At 60.9% G+C, this 16727-nt stretch carries 19 protein-coding genes and 1 tRNA gene; 14 read left to right on the plus strand and 6 right to left on the minus strand.

The window, feature by feature from the left end; all coding sequences use genetic code 11:
• Positions 1-3: 3 nt before the first annotated feature.
• A complete protein-coding gene (locus AC1DZ5_RS13185; protein ID WP_477889727.1) occupies positions 4-1146 on the minus strand; it encodes a S1C family serine protease in 1143 nt (380 codons plus the stop codon).
• Between the two features lie 91 nt (positions 1147-1237).
• Between AC1DZ5_RS13185 and AC1DZ5_RS13190 the strand changes: the two genes are divergently transcribed.
• From AC1DZ5_RS13190 to pdxA, 3 genes are read left to right on the plus strand one after another with little or no spacing between them, the layout of a single operon-like run.
• A complete protein-coding gene (locus tag AC1DZ5_RS13190) occupies positions 1238-1615 on the plus strand; it encodes a hypothetical protein (RefSeq protein WP_477889729.1) in 378 nt (125 codons plus the stop codon).
• Positions 1612-2364 (plus strand): Nif3-like dinuclear metal center hexameric protein, encoded by a 753-nt coding sequence (locus AC1DZ5_RS13195; protein ID WP_477889731.1) that lies wholly within the window; start codon positions 1612-1614, stop codon positions 2362-2364. The genes AC1DZ5_RS13190 and AC1DZ5_RS13195 overlap by 4 nt, the downstream gene beginning before the upstream one ends.
• Entirely contained in the window at positions 2361-3413 is a 1053-nt protein-coding gene (gene pdxA, locus AC1DZ5_RS13200; protein ID WP_477889733.1) for a 4-hydroxythreonine-4-phosphate dehydrogenase PdxA, read from the plus strand. The genes AC1DZ5_RS13195 and pdxA overlap by 4 nt, the downstream gene beginning before the upstream one ends.
• An 80-nt stretch (positions 3414-3493) precedes the next feature.
• On the opposite strand, the gene mscL is transcribed toward pdxA, so the two are convergent.
• Positions 3494-3922, minus strand: a complete 429-nt coding sequence (mscL, locus tag AC1DZ5_RS13205) for a large conductance mechanosensitive channel protein MscL (protein WP_477889735.1) — start codon at positions 3920-3922, stop codon at positions 3494-3496.
• A gap of 153 nt (positions 3923-4075) precedes the next feature.
• On the opposite strand from mscL, the gene petA reads away from it, so the two are divergent.
• The 6 genes from petA to AC1DZ5_RS13235 all read left to right on the plus strand — a co-directional run bounded on the left by petA (position 4076) and on the right by AC1DZ5_RS13235 (position 8239).
• Positions 4076-4690: a ubiquinol-cytochrome c reductase iron-sulfur subunit gene (gene petA / locus AC1DZ5_RS13210; protein ID WP_477889737.1), complete on the plus strand. Its 615-nt coding sequence runs from the start codon at positions 4076-4078 to the stop codon at positions 4688-4690.
• Positions 4691-4701: 11 nt separating this feature from the next.
• Entirely contained in the window at positions 4702-6138 is a 1437-nt protein-coding gene (locus AC1DZ5_RS13215; protein WP_477889739.1) for a cytochrome b, read from the plus strand.
• Positions 6139-6156: 18 nt separating this feature from the next.
• The gene (locus AC1DZ5_RS13220; RefSeq protein ID WP_477889741.1) at positions 6157-6912 is read left to right on the plus strand and encodes a cytochrome c1; all 756 of its coding nucleotides are present in this window, start codon (positions 6157-6159) and stop codon (positions 6910-6912) included.
• A 103-nt stretch (positions 6913-7015) separates the two neighbouring features.
• Positions 7016-7627, plus strand: coding sequence for a glutathione S-transferase N-terminal domain-containing protein (locus AC1DZ5_RS13225; protein WP_105262683.1), 612 nt, complete (start codon positions 7016-7018; stop codon positions 7625-7627).
• A 21-nt stretch (positions 7628-7648) separates the two neighbouring features.
• The gene (locus AC1DZ5_RS13230) at positions 7649-8113 is read left to right on the plus strand and encodes a ClpXP protease specificity-enhancing factor (protein ID WP_477889969.1); all 465 of its coding nucleotides are present in this window, start codon (positions 7649-7651) and stop codon (positions 8111-8113) included.
• 50 nt (positions 8114-8163) lie between these two features.
• Positions 8164-8239 (plus strand) — tRNA-Thr (locus tag AC1DZ5_RS13235).
• Positions 8240-8258: 19 nt separating this feature from the next.
• Here the strand turns inward: AC1DZ5_RS13235 and AC1DZ5_RS13240 are convergent.
• Positions 8259-8576, minus strand: coding sequence for a hypothetical protein (locus AC1DZ5_RS13240; protein WP_310339879.1), 318 nt, complete (start codon positions 8574-8576; stop codon positions 8259-8261).
• A 27-nt stretch (positions 8577-8603) separates the two neighbouring features.
• Here AC1DZ5_RS13240 and AC1DZ5_RS13245 point away from each other — a divergent pair, with 27 nt between their 5' ends.
• The 5 genes from AC1DZ5_RS13245 (at position 8604) to AC1DZ5_RS13265 (ending at position 15082) form a co-directional block, all read left to right on the plus strand.
• Entirely contained in the window at positions 8604-9560 is a 957-nt protein-coding gene (locus AC1DZ5_RS13245) for a M23 family metallopeptidase (RefSeq protein WP_477889744.1), read from the plus strand.
• Positions 9561-9702: 142 nt separating this feature from the next.
• The gene (secA, locus tag AC1DZ5_RS13250; protein ID WP_477889746.1) at positions 9703-12456 is read left to right on the plus strand and encodes a preprotein translocase subunit SecA; all 2754 of its coding nucleotides are present in this window, start codon (positions 9703-9705) and stop codon (positions 12454-12456) included.
• A gap of 10 nt (positions 12457-12466) precedes the next feature.
• Positions 12467-13696: a bifunctional glutamate N-acetyltransferase/amino-acid acetyltransferase ArgJ gene (gene argJ / locus AC1DZ5_RS13255; protein ID WP_477889748.1), complete on the plus strand. Its 1230-nt coding sequence runs from the start codon at positions 12467-12469 to the stop codon at positions 13694-13696.
• Between the two features lie 10 nt (positions 13697-13706).
• Positions 13707-14597 carry an ATP-binding protein gene (locus tag AC1DZ5_RS13260; protein WP_477889750.1) on the plus strand — a complete coding sequence of 297 codons (891 nt, stop codon included), beginning with the start codon at positions 13707-13709 and terminating at the stop codon, positions 14595-14597.
• Positions 14594-15082 carry an NUDIX domain-containing protein gene (locus tag AC1DZ5_RS13265; protein WP_477889752.1) on the plus strand — a complete coding sequence of 163 codons (489 nt, stop codon included), beginning with the start codon at positions 14594-14596 and terminating at the stop codon, positions 15080-15082. The genes AC1DZ5_RS13260 and AC1DZ5_RS13265 overlap by 4 nt, the downstream gene beginning before the upstream one ends.
• A 42-nt stretch (positions 15083-15124) precedes the next feature.
• Here AC1DZ5_RS13265 and AC1DZ5_RS13270 read toward each other — a convergent pair whose 3' ends face one another.
• From AC1DZ5_RS13270 to coaE, 3 genes are read right to left on the minus strand one after another with little or no spacing between them, the layout of a single operon-like run.
• Positions 15125-15328, minus strand: a complete 204-nt coding sequence (locus AC1DZ5_RS13270) for a DNA gyrase inhibitor YacG (protein WP_477889754.1) — start codon at positions 15326-15328, stop codon at positions 15125-15127.
• Positions 15329-15340: 12 nt separating this feature from the next.
• Positions 15341-16096 carry a cell division protein ZapD gene (gene zapD / locus AC1DZ5_RS13275; RefSeq protein ID WP_477889756.1) on the minus strand — a complete coding sequence of 252 codons (756 nt, stop codon included), beginning with the start codon at positions 16094-16096 and terminating at the stop codon, positions 15341-15343.
• Positions 16097-16118: 22 nt separating this feature from the next.
• A complete protein-coding gene (gene coaE / locus AC1DZ5_RS13280; RefSeq protein WP_477889758.1) occupies positions 16119-16727 on the minus strand; it encodes a dephospho-CoA kinase in 609 nt (202 codons plus the stop codon).

The following is a 16727-nucleotide window of genomic DNA, read 5'->3' on the forward strand; positions in this document are numbered from 1 at the left end:
CGTCTAGTGGGGCGCGGCCTTCGGCTTGGGCCGCACGCCCGGGGTCACGTTGAGTTGCACCTTCTGGTTCTTGCGCTCAATCGTGAAGGCCGCCGAGGTACCGGGCTTGAGCGAGGCCACCACCGACAGCAGCTGCGTCACATCGGCAATCGGGCGGTCGGCAATGCTCAAAATCACGTCGCCAGGGCGCACGCCGGCTTGGGCGGCGGGCCCGTTTTGCAGCACGCCAGTGATGATCACACCCTCTTTGGTCTTCACCTCAAAGGTCTCGGCCAGCTCGGGCGAGAGGTCGTTGGGCTCCACGCCAATCCAGCCGCGCGTGACCTGGCCGTCTTTCACAATGCCGTCCAGCACCTGTTTGGCCGTGGTGACGGGAATGGCAAAGCCAATGCCCATGCTGCCGCCCGAGCGCGAGTAGATGGCGGTGTTGATGCCCAGCAGGTGGCCATTGGTGTCCACCAGCGCCCCCCCCGAGTTGCCGGGGTTGATGGCCGCGTCGGTCTGGATGAAGTTCTCAAAGGTGTTGATGCCCAGCTGGTTACGGCCCAGCGCGCTGACGATGCCGCTGGTCACGGTCTGGCCCACGCCAAACGGGTTGCCAATGGCCAGCACCTGGTCGCCCACCTGCAGGTTGTCGGAGTTGCCCAGCACCATGGTGGGCAGCTTGTCCAGGTCGATCTTCACCACGGCCAGGTCGCTGTCGGGGTCGGTGCCAATCACCTTGCCCTTGGTGTGACGACCGTCGTTCAAAAAGACCTCGATCTCGTCGGCGTCTTCCACTACGTGGTTGTTGGTCAGGATGTAGCCGCTGGCGCTGACGATCACGCCGCTGCCCAGGCCGCCCTGGGCTTCGCTGCCCTGGTCACCGTAGAAAAACTTGAACCAGGGGTCGTTGGCATTCGGGTTCTTGGCCGCGGCCTTGCTGGTGTTGATGCTGACCACCGCGGCAGAGGCCTTTTGTGCGGCCAGGCGGAAACTGCCGGGTGGCACTTCACCAGGGGCCAGGGCCGGCGCCTCCAGCAGCGCAATCGCACCGCCCATGCTGGGCGTGTGGCCCAGCCACTGCGGCTTGAGCGTGGCCACCACAAAATAGGCTGCCAGCAGCACCGTGGCGGTTTGAGAGAACAGCAACCAGAGACGTTTCATCGGTAAATCCAGCATGTGCAGCACACAGGCGCGCCGCACCGGGCAAATTGTAGGCGGCAAGCACCCCCGCGTTACAGTGCATCCACCACATATGCCACCGACCACCCACACCATCCACATTCACGCCGAGGCCCCGCGCAAGCCCGCAGCCGGCGCGGCCTGCAATGGCTGTGGGGTGTGCTGCCTGGTCGAGCCGTGTCCGCTGGGCATGCTGCTGTCGGGCAAGCGCCACGGCGCGTGCGACGCACTGCGCTGGAACGAAGTGGAGGCCGTCTACCGCTGTGGCGCCATCACCGCGCCTGCGGGGGTGGTGCAAGCGGCCTTGCCCTGGGCTGGCCGCCGCGGCCTGCGCTGGGTGCAGCCGCTGGCCACGGCCGTGTTACAGCGCGCCGCGCGCCGCTGGGTGGCCGCAGGGCAGGGCTGCGACAGCACGCTGCAACCCGAATCCTCCCCGACAATCACCCCATGACCGACCGCACCACCTTGCTCACCACGCTGGACGCGCTGCTGCAGCCCGAGCGTTTCAAAGACTACGGCCCCAATGGCCTGCAGGTGGAGGGCCGTGCTGAGGTGCACACCTTGGTATCGGGCGTCACCGCCAGCCTGGCGCTGATCGAGGCGGCCGTTGCGGCCAAGGCCGATGCCATCCTGGTGCACCACGGCTTGTTCTGGCGCGGCTACGACGGGCGGGTGACGGGCTGGATGCGCCAGCGCCTGGGCCTGCTGCTGGCGCACAACATCAACCTGTTCGCCTATCACTTGCCGCTGGACGCGCACCCCGAGCTGGGCAACAACGCCCAGTTGGGCCGCGTGCTAGGCCTGCAGGCGGACGCACGCTTTGGCGAACAGCAGCTGGGCTTTATGGGTGCCGCGCCCGCGGAGCTGAGCACGGCCCAGGCCCTGGCCGACCATGTGCAAGCCACGCTGGGCCGCACTGTCATCCTGGTGCCCGGTGGCACGCAGCCGTTGCGCCGCATCGCCTGGTGCACCGGCGGCGCCCAGGGTTACTTTGAAGACGCGATTGCCGCCGGAGCGGACGCCTTCATCACTGGCGAAATTTCCGAACCCCAGGCCCACTACGCGCGCGAATGCGGCGTGGCCTACATCGCCTGCGGCCACCACGCGAGCGAGCGCTATGGCGCCCCGGCAGTCGCTGCCCACGTGGCCGCTCAGCTGGGCCTGGCCCATACCTTCATCGACATCGACAACCCCGCATGAGCGCCCCTGTTCTTCCCATAGCCCTGACGTTGGGTGATGCCGCCGGCATTGGCCCCGAAATCATCGCCCAGTCGTTTCTGCGCGAACCCGAGGCCCTGCGCGGCTGCTTTGTTGCGGGTGACGTGCAGGCCATGCGTCGCGCGCTGGCCGTGGTGCAGGGCGCGGTGCCGCTGCCCGTGGTGCAGATCAGCACGCCGGTCGAGGTGGCGCAGTTGCCCCCGCGCTGCCTGCCCGTGCTGCAGGTGGGCGAGGCCTTGGCGCCCGTGGCCTGGGGCCAGGTGAGTGCTGCCGCCGGTGAATTTGCCGGGCGCTGCGTGCTATGGGCGGCCGATGCCGCGCTGCGCGGTGAGGTGGCAGGCTTGGTGACCGCGCCGCTGCACAAGGAAGCTTTGTCCGCCGCTGGTGCCCCTTACGACGCGTACCCGGGCCACACCGAGATGCTGCAGGCGGCCGCCGCACGCCATGCGGGCGTGGCGGTGAACGCCATGCCCGTGCGCATGATGCTGGCCAATGACGAGCTGCGCACCGTGCTGGTCAGCATCCATGTGTCGTTGCGCGACGCGCTGGCTGCCGTCACGATGGACAACGTGCTGCAAACCATTCTGATCACCCACGCCGCGCTGTTACGCACGTTGGGCCGCACACCGCGCATTGCGGTGGCGGGCGTGAACCCGCACGCGGGCGAGGGCGGCCTGTTCGGCCACGAGGAACTGGACATAGTGATTCCAGCGGTGGAGGCCGCGCGGGCCCAAGGCTGCCAGGTGTTTGGCCCCTATGCGCCCGACACGGTGTTCATGCGTGCTCGCCACGCCGCAGGGCATCCGGGCGAATTTGATGTGGTGGTGGCCATGTACCACGACCAGGGGCTGATCCCTGTGAAGTATCTGGGGGTGGAGCAGGGGGTGAATGTGACGCTGGGCCTGCCGCTGGTGCGCACCAGCCCGGACCACGGCACGGCGTTTGACATCGCCGGCACGGGCCGCTCCGACCCGTCCAGCTTGCTGGCCGCCATTCGCATGGCACGCCAGCTCTGCAATAGCCCCGCTTAAGAAGAAAAAGGGGCGCTAGCCCCCGTATTCATTGCACTGAAAGCTATTGAATCAATAGCAAACTGTGCGGGTAACTGTATTTATTTGCGTAGGCTGTCACGGATTTCGCGCAGCAGCAGCACGTCTTCGGGCGTCACCGCGGGGGCTGGCTCGGCGGCTGGGGTTTCTTTCTTCAGGCGATTGATCTGCTTAACCATTAGGAAAATGATGAAGGCCAGAATCGCAAAGTTCACCGCCACGGTGATGAAACTGCCGTAGGCAAACACGGGCACACCGACTTTTTTCAGCCCTGCCAGCGTGGCCTCGGTGCCCGGCGGCACAGCGCCCAGCACCACAAACAGGCTGGAAAAGTCCAGCTTGCCAATCACGGCGCCCACCAGCGGCATGATCAGATCGCCCACCACCGAATCCACGATCTTGCCAAACGCGCCACCAATGATCACACCCACGGCCAAGTCAATCACATTCCCCTTGACCGCGAAATCCTTGAATTCCTGAATCATTCCCATCGCTCGGCTCCATTGAGGTTGAAAGACCCGCAGTATTACCCACAAAAGTGGAGCCCAACCAGGTGTCCGGACCAAACGCCACGTTGAATGCCCCTACTGGCGTCAGCTACAATCCCGGCTTACCCTTACTAGCGATGTTCATTGAGGATTCTCATGAGTGAAACTCCTGTCGACAGCAAAAAGATCGACTCCAGCAAACGGACCTGGTTGATAGCTTCCAGCTGCGCCGGCGCAGTGGGCGGTGTTGCCACCGCCATTCCTTTTGTGAGCACTTTTCAGCCCTCCGAGCGCGCCAAAGCCGCCGGCGCCGCCGTGGAAGTGGACATCTCGGGCATCAAGCCCGGCGAAAAAATGACCGTCGAATGGCGCGGCAAACCTGTCTGGATCGTGCGCCGCACGCCTGAACAGTTGGCCGCCCTTTCCGGTGCAGACGCCCAGTTGGCCGACCCCAAATCCGAGCGCAAGCCCAGCGAGCTGACCCCCGAGTACGCCCGCAACGAAGGCCGCTCCATCAAGCCCGAGTTTCTCGTGGCCGTAGGCATTTGCTCCCACCTGGGTTGCTCGCCGTCGGACAAGTTCCAGGTAGGTCCCCAGCCTTCGCTGCCCGATGACTGGCATGGCGGTTTCCTCTGCCCCTGCCATGGCTCCACCTTCGACATGGCCGGCCGTGTGTTCAAGAACAAGCCCGCGCCCGACAACCTTGAAGTGCCACCGCACATGTACCTGTCCGACAGCCGTCTGCTGATCGGCGAAGACAAGAAAGCCTGAGGAACATAGACATGGCGACATTCAAGGAAATCTCTCCTAATGCCTCGGCTGGCGAAAAGGTGACCAACTGGTTTGAAAACCGGTTCCCTACTGCTTTCGATGCCTACAAGGTGCACATGTCGGAGTACTACGCTCCGAAAAACTTCAACTTCTGGTACATCTTCGGCTCGCTGGCGCTGCTGGTGCTGGTGATCCAGATCGTGACCGGCATTTTCCTGGTCATGCACTACAAACCCGATGCCGCGCTGGCATTCGGTTCGGTCGAATACATCATGCGCGACGTGCCATGGGGCTGGTTGATCCGCTACATGCACTCCACGGGCGCCTCCGCCTTCTTTGTGGTGGTCTACCTGCACATGTTCCGCGGCCTGCTGTACGGCAGCTACCGCAAGCCGCGTGAGTTGGTCTGGATCTTCGGTTGCGCCATCTTCCTGTGCCTGATGGCCGAAGCCTTCATGGGCTACCTGTTGCCTTGGGGCCAAATGTCCTACTGGGGCGCCCAGGTGATCGTGAACCTGTTTGCGGCTGTGCCCCTGGTTGGTCCTGACCTGGCTTTGCTGATCCGTGGTGACTATGTGGTGGGTGACGCTACTTTGAATCGCTTCTTCAGCTTCCACGTGATTGCCGTGCCTCTGGTCCTGTTGGGCCTGGTGGTGGCGCACTTGTTGGCGCTGCACGATGTGGGTTCCAACAACCCCGACGGTATCGAGATCAAGGGTCCCGACGCTCCCCGCGATGCAGCTGGTCACCCTCTGGATGGCGTGCCTTTCCACCCCTACTACACGGTGCATGACATCTTCGGTGTCAGCCTGTTCCTGATGGTGTTCACCGCCATCATCTTCTTTGCACCTGAGGTGGGCGGCTACTTCCTGGAGTACAACAACTTCATCCCGGCCGATCCGCTGAAGACGCCCGCGCACATTGCGCCCGTCTGGTACTTCACGCCGTTCTACTCCATGCTGCGTGCCATCACCAGCGAGATGATGTACGCGTTGATCGTCAGCGTACTGGGTGCTGCAGCCTTTGGCATCTTCAGGGTCAAGATGCCTACCATCTTCAAGGGCCTGATTGGCGGTGCGGCCGTGGTCGTGGCCGTGCTGATGCTCTCCATCGATGCCAAGTTCTGGGGCGTGGTGGTGATGGGTGGCGCTGTGATCATCCTGTTCTTCCTGCCCTGGCTGGACAACAGCCCGGTCAAGTCCATCCGCTACCGTCCTGACTGGCACAAGTACCTCTACGGTGCCTTTGTGTTCATGTTCGCGATTCTGGGTTACCTCGGTATCCAGGCACCTGGTGTGTGGGGCAGCTTGGCTGGTCAGGACGTCGCGCAGCGCGTGTCCCAGCTGTTCACCTTTGGCTACTTCGGCTTCTTCCTGCTGATGCCCTGGTGGAGCGCGCTGGGTGAAGCCAAGCCCGTGCCATCCCGCGTCACCTACGTTGCCCACTGAGCGCCGGAGAAAAGACAGATGAAAAAAGTATTGATGACACTTGCCATGGCGCTCGGCCTGGTTGCTGGTGCCCAAGCCAACACCGGCGGCATCGCCTGGGACAAGGCTCCGGTCAAGACCAACGACATGGTCTCGCTGCAAAACGGCGCCAAGCTGTTTGTGAACTACTGCCTGAACTGCCACTCGGCCGCGTTCATGCGCTTCAACCGCCTGAAAGACATCGGTCTGACCGACCAGCAGATCAAGGACAACCTGCTGTTCACGACTGAAAAAGTCGGTGAGACCATGAAGGCCGCGATCGACCCGCGCCAAGCCAAAGAATGGTTCGGTGCCAACCCGCCTGACCTGACCGTGATCGCACGTTCGCGCGCAGGTTCCAACGGCAGCGGTGCAGATTACCTCTACACCTACTTGCGCACTTACTACCCCGACGACACCAAGGCCACCGGCTGGAACAACCTGGCATTCCCCAGCGTTGCCATGCCGCACGCCTTGTGGGAATTGCAGGGCAAGCGTGAACCCCAGTACGAGACCGTGGAACAACATGGCCACGAAGTGCATGTGTTCACGGGTTGGAAGCAAATCACCCCTGGCACGATGACGTCTGCTCAGTACGACCAGGCCGTGGGCGATCTGGTGAACTATCTGCAGTGGATGGGCGAGCCTGCCCAGAACACACGGGTGCGTGTGGGTGTGTGGGTGTTGTTGTTCTTGGCAGTGTTGACCCTGTTCGCGTGGCGTCTGAACGCAGCGTTCTGGAAAGACGTTAAGTAACTGCTGTTCGTACTGTCCCGTGACTTCTAGGTCGCGCGTGATGGTGTCAGAGTGGGTTTGCCAAGGCGACCCACTCTTTTTCATTTTTTAGGAGTCTCTCGCCATGATGGTGCTGTATTCAGGAACAACCTGCCCCTTCTCCCACCGTTGCCGGTTTGTGCTGTTCGAGAAGGGCATGGACTTTGAGATTCGCGATGTGGACCTGTACAACAAGCCCGAAGACATCAGCGTCATGAACCCTTATGGGCAAGTGCCAATTTTGGTGGAACGCGACTTGATTTTGTATGAGTCCAACATCATCAACGAGTACATCGACGAGCGCTTCCCGCATCCCCAACTGATGCCCGGTGACCCCGTGGACCGCGCCCGCGTGCGTTTGTTCTTACTGAACTTCGAAAAAGAACTGTTTGTGCACGTGTCGACCCTGGAAGCCCGCGCCTCCAAGGGCAACGAAAAAGCGCTGGAAAAAGCCCGCGCCCACATCCGTGACCGCCTGACGCAACTGGCTCCTGTGTTCTTGAAGAACAAGTACATGCTGGGTGAAAACTTCTCCATGCTGGACGTGGCGATTGCCCCTCTGCTGTGGCGTCTGGACTACTACGGCATTGACCTCAGCAAGAACGCAGCGCCCCTGCTCAAGTATGCAGAGCGCATCTTCTCGCGCCCCGCCTACATTGAGGCGCTGACACCGTCTGAAAAGGTCATGCGCAAGTAACTCGGCGACTGCACTGCCATGATGGACGCCCAAGACACCAACTCCACCCGCCCGTACCTGATTCGTGCTCTGTACGAATGGTGTACGGACAACGGGTTCACGCCTTTCATCGCTGTGCAGGTGGACGACTCTGTGCGCGTTCCTCACGAATTCGTCAAGGATGGCGAAATCGTGCTGAACGTAAGCTTTGACGCCACCAGTGCGCTGAAGCTTGGCAACGAGTTCATCGAGTTCAAGGGCCGTTTTGGTGGTGTGGCACGCGATATCCTGGTGCCAGTGCACCGGGTGTTGGCGATTTATGCACGCGAGAATGGGCAGGGCATGGCATTTCCCGTGTCGGCATTGCCCGAGGCCACAGAAGCCAAGGCTCCAGCCATTGAACCCAAACCTTCGGCGCTTGCACCCGTGCCCGCCACGCCCGACGATGGTGGACCGGATACGCCACGCCCAACAGGTGGCCGACCCTCACTTACACGTGTGAAATAAGCGCCTGGCAGGTAAAACCTGCTCTGCGCGTGATGTAGAATCCAGCCCGTGCCGCTTTAGCTCAGTTGGTAGAGCAACCGCCTTGTAAGCGGTAGGTCGTCAGTTCGAATCCGACAAGCGGCACCATTCCCCCACCCGTTGCCATTCACCGTATGGCAGTCGGCGTCATTTGGACCTTTAACCGAATTGAGTTAACCTCCCAGCCTTTGGAGCGCAAGTGCGCTTCCATTGCAGGGAGCAATTGCCGCACTTTGGCCGCAACCGCGTTGTTGTCCAGTAGCAGGCACCATACCGGGCCATCAATCGGCCCCGCTTTGATCGCGGGGCGCAGTGCGCGCGGAATCAAGGTTTCCAGGCTCTTCAGCCGGGCTGACGATTCCATGGCCATGTCGGCCAGGCGGGCCAGTGTGGGCGACTCTTGGGTCGCCTGCAACACCGTGACGGCGCGATGGTTTCGGATCATGCTTGGAAGAGAAAAGGTTTTGAATCAATGCAAGTGATTATCACGGACGCGTGGATGGCCAAGAGCAGGGCTTTCCACTTGAGTGGCGCCAAGCTGATTCTGTCCCTGCTGGGGCTGTCGTTTGTTCTGATGCTGGTTTCTGCAGGCCTGTACCACTGGGTGTTTCTCAAAGGGGCGCGCGAAGGCTGGCCCATCGTAGGCTCGCTGGTGCGCTTGGTGGTGAAGGACGAGTTTGCCCAGCGCGATCGCTACATGCGCGAAAACATCGAGGTGCTGGCCAAAAAGCTGGGCGAGATGCAGGCCAAGATGCTCCAGCTCGAATCGCTGGGCGAACGTGTATCCGGTTTGGCCGGTGTGAACCCCGCCGACATCAAGATCAAGCCGGGGCAGGGCGGGGCGCTGGTCAATGGCCGCGATCTGACCTTGCAGGAACTGGACGCTACTTTGGCCGACCTGGATTTGCTGGCGAACCAGCGTACCGACGTGATGACGGTGATCGAGTCGCGTCTGTTCGAACAGAAAATCAAGAAGATGATGGTGCCTACGCAGGCGCCAGTGCATGACGCCAACCTGGGGTCCACCTTTGGCTGGCGCATTGACCCGATTACTGGGCGCTCGGCGTTGCATACGGGCCTGGACTTCCCCTCAGAGCCTGGCACTCCCATCTACTCAGCGGCCGGCGGTGTGGTGGTCACCCAGGAATTTCACTCGCAGTACGGCAATATGGTCGAAATCGACCATGGCAACGACCTGATCACCCGTTACGCGCACGCCTCCAAGGTATTCGTCAAAAAAGGCGATTTGATCAAGCGCGGGCAGAAAATCGCCGAGGTGGGAACCACGGGTCGTTCCACCGGACCGCATCTGCATTTCGAGGTGTTGGTGCAAGGTGTTCCCCAAGATCCCCAAAAATTTCTCAATGCGGGTCGCCATCTGCCGACTACCCAAGTCGCGCAGGCCAAAGCGCCCGCCGCGCAACGCTAAAATCCGGGGTTTGGCTTTCCTGGTGCAAGGCAGCCCGCTGCGGCGGTTGTCTTTTGCCGGAATGCCCCCATTTCACCCAGACTAGAAAAAGGACTGCGCTGTTCTGTGAACCCATGGTGGGGACCAGGCCAGTCTTGCATGCATGGCCACCAATATCCTTACCAAAATTTTTGGCAGTCGCAATGACCGCTTGCTCAAGCAATACCGTTCCGTCGTGGCGCGGATCAACGCGCTGGAGCCGCAGTTCGAGCAGTTGACCGATGATGGTCTGCGTGCCAAGACGCAGGAGTTCAAGGACCGTATTGCCAAGGGTGAAACGCTGGACTCGGTTTTGCCCGAAGCTTTTGCCGTCGTGCGTGAAGGTTCCAAGCGGGTGATGAAGATGCGTCACTTTGACGTGCAGCTGTTGGGTGGCATGTCGCTGCACAACGGCAAGATTTCGGAAATGCGCACGGGTGAAGGCAAAACGCTGACTGCGACGCTGCCGGTGTACCTCAACGCCTTGAGTGGCAAGGGTGTGCACGTGGTCACGGTGAATGACTACCTAGCGAACCGCGATGCGCAGTGGATGGGCCGCCTTTACAACTTCCTGGGTCTGACTGTAGGTATCAACCTGCCCCAGGCGCCACGTGAAGACAAGCAGGCCGCCTACCGCGCCGACATCACCTACGGCACCAACAATGAGTACGGTTTTGACTATTTGCGGGACAACATGGTCTACGAGGTGGCAGACCGCGTGCAGCGCGGGCTGAACTACGCCATCGTCGATGAGGTGGACTCCATTTTGATCGACGAGGCGCGCACGCCCTTGATCATCAGCGGCCAGGCCGAAGACCACACCGAGCTCTACATCGCTATCAACAAGGCCATTCCCAAGCTCGTGAAGCAAGAAGGTGAGGCCGATCCGCGTACGGGCGAGGGTGTTACCAAGCCGGGCGACTTTACATTGGACGAAAAAAGCCACCAGGTCTTTTTGACAGAGCAGGGCCATGAGTCGGCCGAAGAGATTTTTGCCGGTCTGGGCCTGATTCCTGCTGGTTCGTCGCTGTACGACCCGGCCAACATTACGCTGATGCACCACCTCTACGCAGCGTTGCGGGCCAACCACCTGTACCACCGCGACCAGCACTATGTGGTGCAGCAAGGTGAGATTGTGATCGTCGATGAATTCACTGGTCGCCTGATGACGGGCCGCCGCTGGAGCGATGGCCTGCACCAGGCAGTGGAAGCCAAAGAGGGCGTACAGATCCAGGCCGAGAACCAGACGCTGGCCTCGATCACTTTCCAGAACTACTTCCGCCTGTACGGCAAATTGTCCGGCATGACGGGTACGGCTGATACCGAGGCCTACGAGTTTCAGGAAATCTACGGTCTGGAGACCGTGGTGATCCCGCCCAACCGCATCAGCCGCCGTGACGACCAATTGGACCGCGTCTACAAGACGACGCGCGAAAAGTACGAAGCGGCCATCAAGGATATTCGCGAGTGCTACGAGCGCGGCCAGCCTGTGCTGGTGGGGACCACGTCGATTGAGAACTCCGAAATCATTGCGCAGCTGCTGGAAAAAGAGAAGCTGCCGCACCAGGTACTGAATGCCAAGCAGCATGCGCGCGAAGCCGACATCGTGGCGCAGGCGGGCCGCGCCAAGATGATCACTATTGCGACCAACATGGCCGGTCGGGGTACCGATATCGTGTTGGGTGGCAACATCGAAAAAGACCTCCAGACCGTCGAAGCCGATGAGAGTCTGGATGCTGCTGCCAAAGAAGAAAAACTGAAAGCTGTGCGCGTGCAGTGGACGCAGGACCACGAAGCGATCAAGGCCTTGGGTGGCTTGCGCATCATTGCCACCGAGCGCCACGAGTCGCGTCGCATTGACAATCAGTTGCGTGGCCGCTCGGGCCGCCAGGGTGACCCTGGCTCTTCGCGCTTCTACCTGAGCCTGGACGATTCGCTGATGCGCATCTTCGCAGGTGACCGCGTGAAGTCCATCATGGACCGCCTGAAGATGCCCGATGGCGAGGCCATCGAAGCCGGCATCGTGACCCGCAGCATCGAGAGCGCGCAGCGCAAGGTGGAGGCACGCAACTTTGATATGCGCAAGCAGCTGCTGGAATACGACGATGTGTCCAACGACCAGCGCAAGGTGATTTACCAGCAGCGCAATGCCATCCTGGATGCGCAGGATCTGAGTGCCCAGATCACCTCGCTGCGTGAAGGCGCGATTGAAGATTTGGTGCGCCAATATGTGCCTGTCGAGTCGGTCGAAGAGCAGTGGGATGTGCCTGCCTTGGAGAAGTCCTTGGCAGATGACTTCCAACTGGAACTGGGCTTGCAGAAGAAAGTGTCAGAAGCCAGTTCCATCGCCGACGAAGACGTAGTTACCACCGTGGTGGAGGCTGCCAATGCGGCTTTCGCAGTCAAAGTGGATTTGGTGGGCGCCGAGAACTTCACGCAGTTTGAACGCATGGTGCTGTTGCAAAGCATTGACAGCCATTGGCGTGATCACCTGAGTGCGCTCGACTACCTGCGCCAAGGTATTCACCTGCGCGGCTACGCCCAGAAACAACCCAAACAAGAGTACAAACGCGAGGCCTTTGAGCTGTTTGGCCAGTTGCTGGATTCGGTGAAGCACGAAGTCACGAAGATCCTGATGACCGTGAAGATCCAGTCCAACGAGCAGCTGGAGCAGGCAGCGGATGCGATGGAAGCCCGTGGCGAGAGCATTGCCAACGTGACCTACAGCGCACCTACCGAGACCGGTGAAGTGGAAACCATGGTAGACAACGCCACTGTGAAACCCAGCGTCGGCGACGTGCCACGCGTGGGCCGCAACGACGCCTGCCCTTGCGGTAGCGGTAAAAAGTACAAACACTGCCACGGCCAACTGACCTGAGAGAGCCCCCATGCCTGTGAACCTTCCCCTGCCCGATGTGGCCACTTTGTTTCCCATCGCCGGGGTGCGCATTGGCGTGACTGAAGCGGGTGTGCGCAAGGTGGGTCGCAAAGACCTGACCGTGGTGCTGCTGGACGAGGGGGCCAGCGTGTCGGGTGTATTCACCTCCAACCGCTTTTGTGCCGCACCCGTGCAGTTGTGCCGCGAACACTTGGCATCCGGTCAGTCCATGCGCGCCCTGCTGATTAACACTGGCAATGCCAATGCGGGCACTGGTGCCGATGGCTTGGCCCGTGCACAAAGTACCTGCTTGGCCTTGGCTGGCAAGCTGGGAATAGTTGCCCAGCAGGTGCTGCCGTTTTCTACGGGCGTGATCATGGAGCCGCTGCCGATTGACCGCATCGAAGCGGGCCTGGATGCAGCGATTGCCGATGCGCGCCTGGATAACTGGCTGAAGGCAGCGGAGGGCATCATGACCACCGACACCCAGCCCAAGGCCTATGGTGCCCAAGTCACCATAGGCGGCAAGCAGATCAGCGTCAGCGGTATCAGCAAGGGCGCGGGCATGATTCGCCCCAACATGGCCACCATGCTGGGCTTTATCGCCACTGATGCTTGTGTGAACCAGTCCGTGATGCATGAGCTGTCGTTGGCGCTGGCCGAAGGCTCGTTCAACCGAGTGACGGTGGACGGGGATACCTCCACGAATGACTCTTTGGTCGTGATTGCCAGCAACAAGGCCGGCAACGCCGAAATCACATCCCTGCAATCGGCAGAAGGCCAGGTGCTCAAGGCTGCCATGCTGGGGGTGGCACGGCAGTTGGCACAGGCCATCGTGCGCGATGGCGAAGGGGCTACCAAATTCATCACCGTGCAGGTGGAGGGTGGACGCGACGCAGAGGAATGCCGTAAGGTGGCCTACGCGATTGCGCATTCGCCTCTGGTCAAGACCGCGTTCTACGCCAGTGACCCCAACCTGGGCCGCATTCTGGCGGCCGTGGGCTATGCCGGTATTGACGATCTGGATCAGACGGGAATCGAACTGCACCTGGACGATGTCCATGTGGCCACGCGTGGTGGCCGCAACCCCAGCTACCGCGAAGAAGACGGCCAGCGCGTGATGAAGCAAAGCGAAATCACCGTGCGCGTGGGTTTGGGCCGTGGTGCCGCCACCGAGACTGTGTGGACCTGCGATTTCAGCCACGACTACGTCACCATCAACGCCGACTACCGCTCCTGAGCGACGCCCCATGACCGACACCCTGACCAAAGAGTTGGCCAGTTTTCTGGCACGTGCCGAACTGTTCATGGCTAGGGTGGAAGCCTCCTTGCCACACGGCGTGGAGCAGCCGGACTGGGATGCATCCATCGCCTTTCGCTACCGCCGTCGCCGCTCTGGCCAGGGCGTGATCACGCCGGTGCAGCACGTGGGGGCAATGAATCTGGACGATCTGAAAGAGATCGACGACCAGAAGGAGAAAATCCAGCGTAACACCGCCCAATTTGTACGCGGTGCCACGGCCAACAACGTGCTGCTGACCGGTGCGCGTGGTACGGGCAAGTCGTCGCTGATTCGTGCCTGCCTGCACACCTATGCGACCCAGGGATTGCGACTCATCGAGGTCGATAAGGCCGATCTCATCGACCTGACCGACATCGTAGATCTGGTGGCGCAGCGACCCGAGAAGTTCATCGTGTTTTGCGACGATTTGAGTTTTGACGAAGGCGAAGCGGGCTACAAGGCGCTGAAGTCGGTGCTCGACGGATCCGTGGCCGCGGCCACGCCCAATGTGCTGATCTACGCGACCAGCAACCGCCGGCATCTGTTGCCAGAGTACATGTCCGAGAACCTGACCTACAAGCACACTGAAGACGGTGAAGTGCACCCAGGCGAGGGCGTAGAAGAAAAAATCTCGCTGTCCGAGCGCTTTGGCCTGTGGGTCAGCTTCTACCCTTTCAATCAGGACGAATATCTGCAAATCGTGGCGCAGTGGCTGGGCTCGTTGGGCATTGCGCCTGAGCGCATCGCCGCAGCCCGTGCCGAGGCGCTGTTGTGGGCGCTGGAGCGTGGGTCGCGCAGCGGCCGTGTGGCTTACCAGTTCGCCAAAGATTTTGCGGGCCGTGGCCCGGTCGCCGCATGAGCCAGCCCCTGGTCGCAGATCCTGGCACCGCACGCGATGGCGGCCCCGATCGCAAAGCTGTAGAAGTAGCCGTGGGCGTGTTAGTGCGTGGTGACGGAGCGTTTCTGTTGACATCACGGCCAGCAGGCAAGGCCTATGCGGGTTACTGGGAGTTTCCTGGCGGCAAGCTGGAGGCGGGCGAAACCGTGGAGCAGGCGCTGCGGCGTGAGCTGCAGGAAGAGATTGGCATCACCATTGCCGCGGCCACACCCTGGAAGGTGGAGCTGGTTGACTACCCCCACGCCTTGGTGCGTCTGCATTTCTGCAAGGTGTTTGACTGGTCGGGTGAATTGCAGATGCGTGAGGCACAAAGCTGTTCTTGGGAGCAGTTGCCGGTGCAGGTACAACCGGTTTTACCCGGCACTGTGCCGGTGTTGGACTGGTTCGCCGCAGAACGCGGGCACCTGGGTGCTACACATTTGATAGCTGCTGGCGCACATTCCTAGGGGGCTAGAGGCCTATTTGGCCTTTATCTTGGAGACTGAACGTTACTGCAGCTTGGCGTCGCCAAACACTTGGTCGTCCGGTGGGGCTTCGGTCGGCACCCGGAACGACTCACTGGCCCAGGCGCCCAAATCCAGGTTCTTGCATCGCTCGCCGCAAAATGGGCGGTAGACATTGCTGGGACCGTACACACTGTCGCCGCCACACTGTGGGCAGCGCACGATCTTGGGTTTATCTGCGAGGGCCATGGCCTGTCGGTCTCAATTGCACAGAGTCAGTTCGAACGCGCCATCTTCCCCACTGGAATGCAGGCGGTCGTCTGCGTCGTGGCGCATCAGGCGGATCGACACCATCAGGCGGTTGCCACTGATTTCGGGAATCATCTGCAGCGCAGGGTCCAGCGCCAAGCGCAGCAATTGGAACGTGCGCCCCTGGGGCAGGTTCTGCTGGAACTGGCCAGCTACCGCCACCACCTTTTGCGGGGCACCGGAGTCGCGCAGCATTTTCAGCAACAAATGTATGGATTCGGCCAGCGGGGCCAGGGTGGAGGCCCAGCGTTGCAGGTCTGCTTGGCGGACCGATACGTCGCGGTGCTGCCAAGCGTAGTAGGCGGGCAAATCAAACTCGCAAGTTCCGCCGGGGATGCCAACGCGGCTGCGAATGCTCATGAGCCAGTCATTCTCGGTGAGCGACTGACCTGCCTTGCCGGTGAGTCCATTCAGCGAAGTAAAACAGTGGTCCAACTGGGCAATCACTTTGTCCAGCACACCTTCCGCAATTGCAGGATTGCCTCGGTAGCCGTTCAACACCTGTTTTTGTTTGTCAAGGTCTTTGAGAACATCCGATTTCAGGTCTGCCCGGGCACCCACGTCCATCACTTCAAAAATGGTGGTCAATGCAAAGTGGTGGTCCAGCGGTTCGGAACGCGACATCAGCTCTGCGAGGCGCAAAAACAGGTGCTCGAGTCGCAAATAGGTGCGAATGCGTTCGTTGAAGGGGTATTCGTAGAGGATCACGCTGTATTTTCCGGTCGGCGAATCATAGCCCGAACTGTTGGCCAATTTGCTGCACTTGCTGCGCAAGTTCTGCCAGAGAGATTCCGTCGTTGAACACCACAATGTCGGCGGCCCGCAAGCGCTGCGCGCGTGGGGCTTGAGCTGCCATGATGCGGGTCACTTCGATCTCAGAAAGGCCGTTGCGGGTCATAACCCGCTGGATTTGGGTCTGCGGGCTGCAATCAACCACCAGCACCCGTGGCAGGTCATGCCGCCAGTGCGCTGACTCTACGAGTAAAGGAATGTCGTAGACGATAAGTGTGGCGCCCGCCGTGTTTGCTGTCTGCGTAGACTGTCCTATGGCTTGGCCGACAAGGGGGTGAACAATGGCTTCGAGTCGGGCTCTGGCGGAAGAATCTGCAAAAACTAGCTGGCGCATTCTTTCGCGGTCCAAGGCGCCCTCGGGTGTCAGCATTGATGGGCCAAAGGTGGCTGTAATCTGCGCGATTGCTGCCCCATCAGGTGCGGTGGTGGCGCGAGCCAAGGCATCGGCGTCAATCACTGCTGCCCCCTGGCTTGCCAGCAAGGCCGCCACGGTGCTTTTACCACTGCCTATGCCTCCTGTGAGGCCCAAACGCAGGGCACCCGGCAT

This window comes from Rhodoferax sp. P1_F3, assembly GCF_056405715.1.

Bases quoted from the DNA above. Each gene is read 5' to 3' on its own strand.
- argJ (WP_477889748.1), top strand. From the start codon at position 12,467: ATGCCTGTGAACCTTCCCCTGCCCGATGTGGCCACTTTGTTTCCCATC.
- AC1DZ5_RS13245 (WP_477889744.1), top strand. From the start codon at position 8,604: ATGCAAGTGATTATCACGGACGCGTGGATGGCCAAGAGCAGGGCTTTC.
- AC1DZ5_RS13265 (WP_477889752.1), top strand. From the start codon at position 14,594: ATGAGCCAGCCCCTGGTCGCAGATCCTGGCACCGCACGCGATGGCGGC.
- AC1DZ5_RS13190 (WP_477889729.1), top strand. From the start codon at position 1,238: ATGCCACCGACCACCCACACCATCCACATTCACGCCGAGGCCCCGCGC.
- AC1DZ5_RS13260 (WP_477889750.1), top strand. From the start codon at position 13,707: ATGACCGACACCCTGACCAAAGAGTTGGCCAGTTTTCTGGCACGTGCC.
- mscL (WP_477889735.1), bottom strand. From the start codon at position 3,922: ATGGGAATGATTCAGGAATTCAAGGATTTCGCGGTCAAGGGGAATGTG.
- AC1DZ5_RS13195 (WP_477889731.1), top strand. From the start codon at position 1,612: ATGACCGACCGCACCACCTTGCTCACCACGCTGGACGCGCTGCTGCAG.
- AC1DZ5_RS13230 (WP_477889969.1), top strand. From the start codon at position 7,649: ATGGACGCCCAAGACACCAACTCCACCCGCCCGTACCTGATTCGTGCT.
- AC1DZ5_RS13240 (WP_310339879.1), bottom strand. From the start codon at position 8,576: ATGATCCGAAACCATCGCGCCGTCACGGTGTTGCAGGCGACCCAAGAG.
- AC1DZ5_RS13220 (WP_477889741.1), top strand. From the start codon at position 6,157: ATGAAAAAAGTATTGATGACACTTGCCATGGCGCTCGGCCTGGTTGCT.
- AC1DZ5_RS13215 (WP_477889739.1), top strand. From the start codon at position 4,702: ATGGCGACATTCAAGGAAATCTCTCCTAATGCCTCGGCTGGCGAAAAG.
- petA (WP_477889737.1), top strand. From the start codon at position 4,076: ATGAGTGAAACTCCTGTCGACAGCAAAAAGATCGACTCCAGCAAACGG.
- pdxA (WP_477889733.1), top strand. From the start codon at position 2,361: ATGAGCGCCCCTGTTCTTCCCATAGCCCTGACGTTGGGTGATGCCGCC.
- AC1DZ5_RS13225 (WP_105262683.1), top strand. From the start codon at position 7,016: ATGATGGTGCTGTATTCAGGAACAACCTGCCCCTTCTCCCACCGTTGC.
- AC1DZ5_RS13185 (WP_477889727.1), bottom strand. From the start codon at position 1,146: ATGAAACGTCTCTGGTTGCTGTTCTCTCAAACCGCCACGGTGCTGCTG.
- coaE (WP_477889758.1), bottom strand. From the start codon at position 16,727: ATGCCGGGTGCCCTGCGTTTGGGCCTCACAGGAGGCATAGGCAGTGGT.
- secA (WP_477889746.1), top strand. From the start codon at position 9,703: ATGGCCACCAATATCCTTACCAAAATTTTTGGCAGTCGCAATGACCGC.
- AC1DZ5_RS13270 (WP_477889754.1), bottom strand. From the start codon at position 15,328: ATGGCCCTCGCAGATAAACCCAAGATCGTGCGCTGCCCACAGTGTGGC.